The organism is Nostoc sp. UIC 10630 (genome assembly GCF_010747425.1).
GTDB lineage: Bacteria > Cyanobacteriota > Cyanobacteriia > Cyanobacteriales > Nostocaceae > Nostoc.
Window position 1 is genome coordinate 1 of sequence record NZ_JAAGOG010000241.1, and the last position, 10,189, is coordinate 10,189.

Genomic DNA, 10,189 nt, shown 5'->3' on the forward strand with positions numbered 1-10,189 from the left:
ATTGTTCGTTATTAGACAGATATTTCTACCCGTATTATCTCGCAGTCCTTTTCAGAAATCAAATATGATTCCTATATATAAGTAATATAATTCACGGCGAATCAAAAAAAAGATTCTATTAAATGCTGGTGGATATACAAAAAAATCTATTTAGGAGCTTCACTTTCTTCCCCTGAATTATAGGCTGCGTCAGACAGATGCACGCAGCCCGGTTTAGCACCTTGTAGTTTACGAAAGCACTGGTTGTGCTTCCAGATTTTGGGCTTTTTGCTTGAAGACGGTTGGTACTTCTGCGCTGAACGCCTCACCTTGAACCACTTCTGAGCGGAAACCATCAACCCCAACTGGAACATCGCCAGTAATGGTGGTGCGATAGAGGAGACGCTCGACATCCAAATGATCTAAATCTTGAGGAGCCAAATGCACTGTGGCGCGGTTGTCCCAGAAGGCGATATCACCATTGTTCCAACGGAAACGGGTGGTGTAAGCAGGCTTGGTGATTTGGTTGAAGAACAATTCCAGCAGCAGGTTGCTCTCTTGTGGTGACACGTCAACAATGTGCGATGTAAAGCCAGGGTTAACGAACAACGCTCGCTCACCAGTCTCAGGATGAACCCTAACAACTGGGTGGATTGAGACTAGTGGATTGACAGCAATACGCTCGGTGAACTTGCTGTTGCGGGGCTGATGCTTACCTCCATTGAAGCGATGTTCAGCTTTCAATGTGTCTGCTAGCGCCCGTAAAGGTGCTGACAAACCCTCATAAGCTGCAACTAGATTACTCCACTGGGTGTCACCACCGAAGCTAGGAACATTAACTGCACGCAAAATTGACGCTGCTGGTGGGTTAATAGCCGCTGTCACGTCTGTGTGCCAGGGGCCTCCACTGCGGAAACCATATTGCTTTTCATAGAGCCTACGGTCTACGGGTTTGATCTGCGGAAATCCCGCAACTGGTTCAGGTTCTCCAAGTGGATGCGCGAAAGTCACTTCGCCAAAACGAGATGTGAACTCAACCTGGGCAGCATGATCGATGTTCTGACCACGAAAGAACACAACTTTCCACTTTAATAGCGCTTTACGAATTTCTTTGACTTCATCATCATTCAGAGGACGCGAAAGATCCACGCCGCTGATTTCAGCACCAATGAAACCAGCTACTTGTTTGACTTCAATATGCTTGTAGCCCATGTAGACTCTCCAAAGTTTGATTTATAAGGTGGTGTCCGCACTCGTCCTTTTCTTTTGGAATATTGCTATCCACTACAAGCAATATTCCAAAGGAAGCGGTCGTAGTTTTTAAAATCATACACTAAGTCGATCGAATTACCGTAGTATAATGCAAATATATTTTTAGATTGCTGAAATAACAGGAAGTTCATAGCGTCTCATCTGTTAAAGATGCGTGCTGCCAGCTTATCTACATAGCATTCTACTAAGCCTGGTCATGGTGATATTGGTGTGAGCCGATATGTCATTACCCCTCACGAGAATGGAAACTTTTACCACAGTTCCAACCGGATAAAATATTAATTCGTAACACTTAATGTTTGTGAAGCTAATAATTAGTGTATCATGTGAACTGTAATTTGCCTTACACATTCTTTGTATAGATTATGCAAACTCTATCTACTGCATAAGTATTTATCATGAACTGCATACACCAGAACGGATGAAAAAGGGACTGGTACAGCAAAGCGAAATTCAAAATTAAAGAACTCTTAGGGACTGAGCTAGGAAATCAGCACGCTGCTCAAAGTCCCTCTAACAGAACTTTTCCAAGTCAAAGTATGAAGTTGACTGCCAAAAAGGAGGACAAGGAATTGCTAACAGCCTATAGCGAAAATGAACTGCAATTAACTGCTGACGTGCTGGTAATTGGTGGTGGTCCTGCCGCAGCATGGGCAGCATGGGCAGCCGCATCACAAGGTGTCAAAGTTATCATTGTTGATAAAGGTTTTCTGGGTACGAGCGGTGCAGCTGCTGCCAGTGGCAATGGCATCATGGCTCCTTCTCCAGAGAATTGGGACAAAGTTTTATGGGAGCGTTATCGCGCAGGAAAAAACCTAGCTAACTTACGTTGGATCGAGCGTGTTATCGAAAAAACTTGGCTCAGTTTGCCTCTAGTTGAAAAGTGGGGCTATCGTTTTCCCAAAGAAAATGGGGAATCCGTGCGCCAGAGTTATTATGGGCCCGAATATATGCGGGTACTTCGCAAGAACCTATTGCGTGTTGGGGTGCAGATTCTTGACCAAAGTCCTGCTCTAGAGCTTTTATTGGCTGATGACGGCTCAGTGGCTGGAGCAAGAGGTGTGCAGAGACAAAATCATCGTACCTATACTGTTCGCGCTGGTGCAGTAGTCCTGGCCAATGGTGGTTGTGCATTCTTGAGTAAAGCATTAGGGTGCAATACCAATACAGGTGATGGAATGCTGATGGCAGTAGAAGCTGGGGGTGAACTCTCCAGTATGGAAGCTTCTAATCACTATGCCATCTCGACCGCTTTTAATGCCACAGTGACAAGGGGTGTTCCCTTTGGCTGGGCTAGTTACAGCGATGAAGCAGGTAATGATCTTGGTGGCTATGTCAATGGTCGTCGCGATCCATCATTTCTTCCCAATGCCCTCCTGAAAGGCTCCGTTTATGCTCGTTTGGATCGAGCTACACCTGAAGTCAAGGCGGTGATTGAAAAGTCTCATTTCATATCTTTTTTACCCTATAAAAAAGCTGGCATTGACCCCTATACAGAACGAGTGCCTGTAACACTAATTTTAGAAGGTACAGTCCGTGGTACGGGTGGAATTCGGATTGTGAATGATAGTTGTGGTACAAAGGTTCCTGGCCTCTACGCCGCCGGTGATGCTGCATCGCGGGAGTTTTTAGCAGGTTTAGCTTCTGGGGGTGGTGGTCCCAATGCGGCCTGGGCAATCTCCACAGGACAATGGGCTGGAGTTGGCGCGGCTGAATTTGCGAAGAGTCTTGGCGCTCATCCTCATGAACGGGTGGTGCATCCTGCTGGTCAAGCCGGATTGCGTAGCCCATCGCAGTCTCCCGCTTCCGAAACATTCGATAGCGAGGCGATCGTGCGCGGTGTACAAGCGCAGATGTTCCCCTTAGAGAAGAATTACTTGCGCTGTGAGCAGGGACTTTTGGATTCCCTGGCCAAATTAGAAACGTTGTGGCAGCAGGTAAAGACGAACCCGAAACAAGATACAGTGCGCGATGTGGAATTTTCTCGGCGAGCGGCTGCTCTCACAGCTGTAGCGCGATGGGCATATTTTAGTGCTTTACATCGCACGGAAACCCGCAGCGAACATATTCGTATGGACTATCCCGAAACCGATCCAAATCAGCGTTATTATCAGGCAACCGGCGGCTTAGATCGTCTATGGGTGAGGCGTGATTGGCTAACGGATGCCATCGCCTACGACGAGCAGAACGCGATCGCTACACCACCAGTACCAACCACTCAAATCACACCCTCTGTATCAAAGTTGTAGCAGGAGCAGTATCATGATCGAGCTTGTCAGTCATAAACTCTGTATCAATTGCAATCTGTGCGTCCAAGTATGTCCTACCAATGTCTTTGAGTCCGTACCTAACCAACCACCTGCGATCGCTCGACAAGAAGACTGTCAAACTTGTTTCATGTGTGAGGCTTATTGTCCTGCGGATGCACTCTATGTTGCGCCCCAATCTCATACCAATGTTGCAGTCAATGAAGATGATTTAATTGAAAGTGGCATCATGGGTGAATATCGTCGCATCTTGGGTTGGGGGTATGGCAGAAAAAACAATAGTGAATTGGATACTGCTCATCAACTGCGCCAACTGCCGCGCCCCTATCAAAGTTAATTTGAGTGTTTAATTTAGTTTGGTAGCAACGTCAATTAGTCGAAAACCTGCAAGTCACACCAATAACTGCTTCTTTTAGATGCCCTATCTTACTAGCACCAACAACGGTAATTGGTGCTAGTAAGATAGGGCAATTTGTCTTGGTTTAACGCCGCGTTTTTGAGCTAATTCTACGACGCGATCAACGATCGCACTGCCTCAAAAAGGACTCCTAATAATAATTTTCGCTATCCTAAGTATAAAACAACCTAAGTAAATCGTGTTTTAGTTTGCGATCGCTAAAATTAAGTACCCAGAGGCGTATTAACAAGAGATAATAATAAACTCACACCACCCTTAGCTGTTGTCCCATCAACCATTACAGAACTTGTTCTGGCTTGGTTTAGGTAATTCACTTGACAGTCACAGGGTCAAATTTTGCAAGTAGTTCCGAACCAAACCATGAAAACATCTACCGAATTGCTAGCTCGTCTGGACTATTACTACCAGCAAATCAAGACAATTATCCTGGCTCGGCAGAATCCGATTACTGGTTTACTACCTGCGAGTACAGCGATTACAGCCCACGGCGATTATACAGATGCCTGGGTGCGAGACAACGTTTATAGTATTTTGGCAGTTTGGGGTTTAGGACTTGCATACCGCAAGATTGACGACGACAAAGGACGCACCTATGAACTAGAACACAGTGTCATCAAACTGATGCGCGGGTTGCTATTTGCGATGATGCGACAGGCTCATAAAGTAGAGACATTTAAACATACTCAATCGCTATTAGATGGACTGCACGCCAAATACAATACCGCGACCGGTGACATTGTTGTTGGTGATGACGAATGGGGACATTTGCAACTTGATGCCACATCTATATTTTTGCTGATGTTGGCGCAAATGACGGCTGCGGGATTGCCAATAATTTATACAATTGATGAAGTGAATTTCGTCCAAAATTTGGTTTACTACATTGGACGAGCTTACCGCACACCAGATTATGGCATTTGGGAACGTGGTAATAAAATTAATCGGGGTAGTGCTGAGTTAAATGCCAGTTCTGTAGGCATGGCAAAAGCTGCTTTAGAAGCTATTAACGGACTGGATTTGTTTGGTGTGCATGGGAGTCAAGCATCGGTGATTCATGTGCTGCCAGATGAAATTGCCCGCGCCCGAATTACTTTAGAATCTTTATTGCCGAGGGAATCTGGTTCCAAAGAAATTGATGCGGCGCTGTTAAGTATTATCAGTTATCCTGCCTTTGCAGTGGAAGACTCGCAGTTACGCGATCGCACTTTAAACGATATTATCAATAAACTCGCAGGTAAATACGGCTGCAAACGCTTTTTGCGTGATGGACACCAGACGGTTTTAGAAGATAATCAGCGCTTGCACTACGAACCGTGGGAACTCAAGCAATTTGAGCATATTGAATGTGAATGGCCGTTATTTTTCACTTATTTAGTTTTAGATGGATTATTTTGCGGTGAGCAAGAACAAGTTAAAAAATATCAAGAACTTTTAGAATCATTACTTATAGAACAAGATGGTTTGCATTTACTGCCAGAACTATATTATGTCCCAGCCGAAAACATAGAAGCAGAAAAGTTAGCACCCCAAATGCAACCACGTTTACCCAATGAAAATATCCCTTTGGTGTGGGCGCAGAGTTTATATTTTCTTAGTCAAATGTTGAGTGAAGGGTTACTAGCAGTTGGTGATATCGACCCTTTGGGAAGACATTTGTGCGTGGGAAAACAGCGCGAATCATTGGTACAAATTGCCTTGCTAGCAGAAGATGAAGATTTACAGAAAAAACTAGAAGTTCATGGCATTGAAACACAAACACCTACCCAAGTAGAACCGATTCAGGTGAGAAAAGCTGGAGAATTCTCAGCTATTTATACCCAAATTGGCCGTAATGACAAACTTGGTTTAACTGGGCGGCCAGTACGACGGCTGCGGAGTTTAACAACATCTAGAATCTTTCGGATTCGTGGGGAAACAATTGTATTTTTGCCTTCATTCTCCGACTCTCAACAGTTTTACTTAACCCTTGATTACCATTTTCTACTAGATCAAATTAGAAGCGAACTAGCTTATATTCAAAAATACTGGAGCGATTTAGGTCGTCCTACCTTGACTTTAATGTTGACGCACACCATGTTAGAAGCAGGTTCGAAAGCATTACTAGAACTGATGCAAGAACTAAAAGATGGTGTTTGTAACGGTGTGCGAGTGAAATTAGGGCGGCTAAATCAGCTAATTTTAACAGCCGGAATCCAAAGAATTGATTTTCTCCCCAATGCAGAATTCTCGCGATCGCCAGTGAGAAATGCTGGCCCACGTTGCTATTATTTGGCTTATCATCCTGAGAAAAACTGGCGCTTAGGGCATACTCAAGAATTTCAGATGGAGTATGAAACTAACTTTGCATTATTACTTTCTTATTTACGCTCATCAGAGAATATTTACGAGCAAATTGAGTTATTGCAAACCTTAACTCGCTTGCAAGGCATGAACTTTGATACGGGGTATGGCGGCCCAGGATATCCTGTCACCGTAGCCGATTTACTCGATGAAGTGTATACCAAAGCTGGAGATTTAGGTATTTGGGCTGTGGTACGTCGGGCTGCGGGGTTACGCCAAATGGTTGATATCAGCCTATCAGATGCAGTCACAAGTATTTTGGTGCGAGGTAAGCAAATTTCTGTGGGTAAAGCTTACAGTGAAGCGTCCTTGATTAGCGTACCCATGTCTCACGATGAAATTGCCGATAAAATTAATCATTTTTGTCGTGAAGATATCCGCGATCGCGTCCTCACTCAAGAGATTTTAATCTATGTTGGTATCTTAATTCGCTCAGAACCCGAACTATTCCAGGGACTACTAACGCTGAGAGTCGGCTATCTCATCCTGTTAATAACCAGTGAACTAGCGCGAGAATTGCATGTCACTCAAGATGAAGCTTACGATCGCCTAATGCAACTTTCACCCTTTGAAGTGAAAATGCGCTTGCGTCAGGTATTAACTGGATATACTGGCATGAGTAACCTGTTGCGTCAGCAAGAATCACTGCACGTCAAGCAAAAAGAAAGTGATATTGCTTGGGTGGTGTTACCAGGAATCGCCGAAGGGATAGAAGTTCCGCCAGGTGGTTGGCGACGGTTTCGCCAAGCCGAAGGTGCGACGGGGCGCGTACCAAAAGACTTTTTCAAGCAGGTTTGGCTATTAATGCAACATTGCAAGGGTCTAGTAATTGGGGATAAACTAGAGCGCCGCAATCGTTTAGATAGTGAGATAATGTTATCCGAGATGACAGCAGGGGAAAGAAATTTTGCTCTCTTGGTTGAGCATTTGCTGAATAAAATCGAAGCTCCAGAATACCGCCAAGTTAATATTGAAGCATTAATCGAATTAGGAGCGATCGCAGCTAATAATCCCAAGCTGCAAATCGAAGAATATATTGTGTTAGATGTGTTGATTGGACACGCAGTGCGATTGGCGTGGCTAGAAAATCATAGTCAACGCAGCGATCGCTATGATGAGGATAAGGCAAGTGCGTGGCGATCGTTTTACAATACTTCTCCTAGAGATTGCGCTAGTTATATTTTGAAGGCGTTTAGGTTCTTGACGGAATTTGTGAAGGATTTTTAAACGCAGAGGGGCGCAAAGGAAACGCAGAGGAGCGCAGAGGATGAGAGAGAATGATTTGAGTGGGGTGATTATTGGTTGTGCGATGAGGGTTCATACTGCTTTGGGGCCTGGTTTGTTGGAGTCGGCTTATGAGGAGTGCTTGGATTATGAGTTGAAGAAGTCCGGGTTGAGTGTTGGCAAGCAAATTCCATTGCCTTTGGTTTACCAAGAAGTGAAATTGGATTGCGTTTATCGATTAGATTTGATGGTCGAAAACCAAGTAATTGTAGAGATTAAATCTGTAGAATCCTTCCACCCGATTCACTCAGTTCAACTCCTAACCTATCTCAAACTCGCAAACTGCAAACTAGTACTACTCCTCAACTTCAACGTCCTCCACCTCAAAGAAGGCATCAAACGCGTAGCCAACAACCTCTAACTCCCCCTCCGCGAACCTTTGCGCTTCCCTCCGCGCCCCTTTGCGTTAAAAAAAAATATCCCCCACCTCCATTCCAAAAGCAGGGGTTTTATTAAATCTACTTAACCGAAACAGCATCAACATCAATTGTGCTTGCAGTAGACGTAGAACCCTCTGTGTTATTAGGTACTTCAGCACCCACCTCACCCTTACGAGCCTTCCATCCCTCAATTACTAGCCCAGACACCTCAGAAACTAGCAGAGTCAAAAGGAAAACATCATCAATTTGCCCCACAACGGGTATAAAATCTGGGAGAACATCAAATGGGCTGACCAAATAGACCAACGTTCCTAAAATTACCCACCAACGGTACTTGGGGTTACGAAGCACATCGCGATACCAGGTGTAAAGTGATTGGATTGAAAATTTCATATTTTGAACCTCCAGTTATCTTTAATTTTGACAAATAATCCTAAAAATTCCCGGTGCGAATAACCGCCCTAGTTAGTCGGGAAGACGCTACTCGTAATCTGTCATCAAAAACCTATTTTGTAATTATCCATAAGAGTTTAATACCGCAAGGGTTTGACAAATTAGACAGTGATTGTATTAATTCGGGATTATGGCAACCCAGCAGCAAGTTTGTCCACTAGTCTAAGTCCAATACCCCATGCTTACACTATCTTTTTAGCTTTTCGAGAAATTTATATTTTGGAAGTCCCTCATTTTGCATTAATCTCTAGAATTAAAATGCCTTAGCACATTTGCTCTAATCATGGAGGGAGGAAACTTAAACAGTGGATATTTTAGATTTATTTTATAAGGGCGGGCCAGCGATGTGGCCTTTACTTGTCCTGTCGATTCTATCTTTGAGTGTGATTTTTGAGCGTCTGTGGTTCTGGTTGCGAATTTTGACTCAGGAAAAGCAAATAGTTGATCGCATTCTGGATGCTGCCCAAGACAATTGGCAAGCAGCTGCTGACATTGCCAAACAAGCAAGCCATCAACCTGTCGGGCGTTTTCTTTATGCCCCCTTAGGTTTTCAAAAAACTGATGTGGAAACCTTTCGACTAGCACTTGAGGCTACAGCAGAAGATGAATTGGCTGGAATGCGGCGGGGCGAAAAGCTTTTAGAAGCTGTGATTGCCCTCGCGCCCCTGCTGGGATTATTGGGTACTGTTTTAGGTCTAATTCACTCTCTGCGCTCAATTCGGATTGGCGATTTGGGAACTGAATCTACCGCCGGGGTGACTACTGGTATTGGTGAATCCTTAATTAGTACGGCAACTGGGTTAATAGTTGCCATTATTAGCTTGGTATTTTATCGCCTATTTCAAAGTTTTGTAGTTAACCAAGTCAAAGTTTTTCGGAAGGCAGGGAATGAGATGGAATTACTCTACCGCCAGTCCCCCCCTGATTTTAGTAATATTACATCACCAATTGTCCGGGAAAATTTCACTCCACCCCGCAAGCCAGGAAAGACTAGGTTGCCTGAACCTCCTGAACCCCCGAATTTACCTAATTAGTCAATAAGTTAACCCCCAAGCAGGCGATTAAATTGAGAAAATGAAAGTTAATCTACATACCCCAATTGAAGAAGTCCAAATTCAAATCATCCCTTTAATTGATGTCGTTTTTTGTATCCTGACGTTTTTTTTGTTAGCGGCTTTACAATTTACACGGCAACAGGCAATAAATGTTGATTTGCCCAAAGCCAGCCCTAGTACAGTATCTGCAATAACATCACAGAGTGGAAGTCTCATTGTAACTATCGATGCCGTTGGCAATACTTACATAGAAAAACAGCCTGTAAAACGCGACGATTTAGGAGCCAAGTTAAAACAGTATCTTCAAGGAAACCCCAGTGCTGTTGTGGTGCTAAATGCTTCGCGGACAGCAACTTATAATGATGTGATTGAGACATTGGATTTGCTACGGCAAGTAGGAGGCGATCGCGTTTCTTTGGGAATTATTCCTGGCCCATCTCAACCACCCACAAACTCACTCAATCAGCCTAATATCCCCTCTTTCCCAGTCAATCCTGGTATAGCGCCAGTTCCAGGCATCAATCCCGAAGGGAATATTACCCCTAAATTTCCCTTAGCACCTAATTCCGTACCCTTACCTGGTGTAAGTCAGCCTCCAACCGGGCAAGGCATCAGTCCTATCAATCCTGGTATTTCCAACCCACCAGCATCCCAAGCCCCTGTAGCACCCAAACAAACGCAACCACCTCTTAAAAGATGAACTAGGGAGTATGAGGGATTGGGCAGATGAGGGAGAGGGGC

8 protein-coding genes are annotated in these 10,189 nt (G+C 44.3%); 6 read left to right on the plus strand and 2 right to left on the minus strand.

Annotated features, from left to right (window positions below; genetic code table 11):
- Positions 1 to 228 precede the first annotated feature (228 nt).
- On the minus strand, positions 229 to 1,191 hold the full coding sequence (locus tag G1O98_RS33120; RefSeq protein ID WP_163937487.1) for a TauD/TfdA family dioxygenase: 963 nt from the start codon (positions 1,189 to 1,191) through the stop codon (positions 229 to 231).
- Positions 1,192 to 1,823: 632 nt separating this feature from the next.
- Between G1O98_RS33120 and G1O98_RS33125 the strand changes: the two genes are divergently transcribed.
- The 4 genes from G1O98_RS33125 (at position 1,824) to G1O98_RS33140 (ending at position 7,921) form a co-directional block, all read left to right on the plus strand.
- A complete protein-coding gene (locus G1O98_RS33125) occupies positions 1,824 to 3,500 on the plus strand; it encodes an FAD-binding protein (RefSeq protein ID WP_345940621.1) in 1,677 nt (558 codons plus the stop codon).
- 13 nt (positions 3,501 to 3,513) lie between these two features.
- On the plus strand, positions 3,514 to 3,855 hold the full coding sequence (locus tag G1O98_RS33130; protein ID WP_163937493.1) for a 4Fe-4S binding protein: 342 nt from the start codon (positions 3,514 to 3,516) through the stop codon (positions 3,853 to 3,855).
- A gap of 441 nt (positions 3,856 to 4,296) precedes the next feature.
- On the plus strand, positions 4,297 to 7,503 hold the full coding sequence (locus tag G1O98_RS33135; protein WP_163937497.1) for a glycoside hydrolase family 15 protein: 3,207 nt from the start codon (positions 4,297 to 4,299) through the stop codon (positions 7,501 to 7,503).
- A gap of 40 nt (positions 7,504 to 7,543) precedes the next feature.
- A complete protein-coding gene (locus G1O98_RS33140) occupies positions 7,544 to 7,921 on the plus strand; it encodes a GxxExxY protein (protein WP_163937501.1) in 378 nt (125 codons plus the stop codon).
- Between the two features lie 97 nt (positions 7,922 to 8,018).
- Here the strand turns inward: G1O98_RS33140 and G1O98_RS33145 are convergent, their stop codons facing one another.
- Positions 8,019 to 8,333, minus strand: a complete 315-nt coding sequence (locus G1O98_RS33145; RefSeq protein ID WP_163937504.1) for a YkvA family protein — start codon at positions 8,331 to 8,333, stop codon at positions 8,019 to 8,021.
- A 365-nt stretch (positions 8,334 to 8,698) separates the two neighbouring features.
- Between G1O98_RS33145 and G1O98_RS33150 the strand changes: the two genes are divergently transcribed.
- Together G1O98_RS33150 and G1O98_RS33155 are read left to right on the plus strand one after the other, a co-directional pair.
- A complete protein-coding gene (locus tag G1O98_RS33150) occupies positions 8,699 to 9,427 on the plus strand; it encodes a MotA/TolQ/ExbB proton channel family protein (protein ID WP_163937507.1) in 729 nt (242 codons plus the stop codon).
- Between the two features lie 40 nt (positions 9,428 to 9,467).
- Positions 9,468 to 10,148, plus strand: coding sequence for a biopolymer transporter ExbD (locus tag G1O98_RS33155; protein ID WP_163937510.1), 681 nt, complete (start codon positions 9,468 to 9,470; stop codon positions 10,146 to 10,148).
- The last annotated feature ends 41 nt before the right edge of the window (positions 10,149 to 10,189 follow it).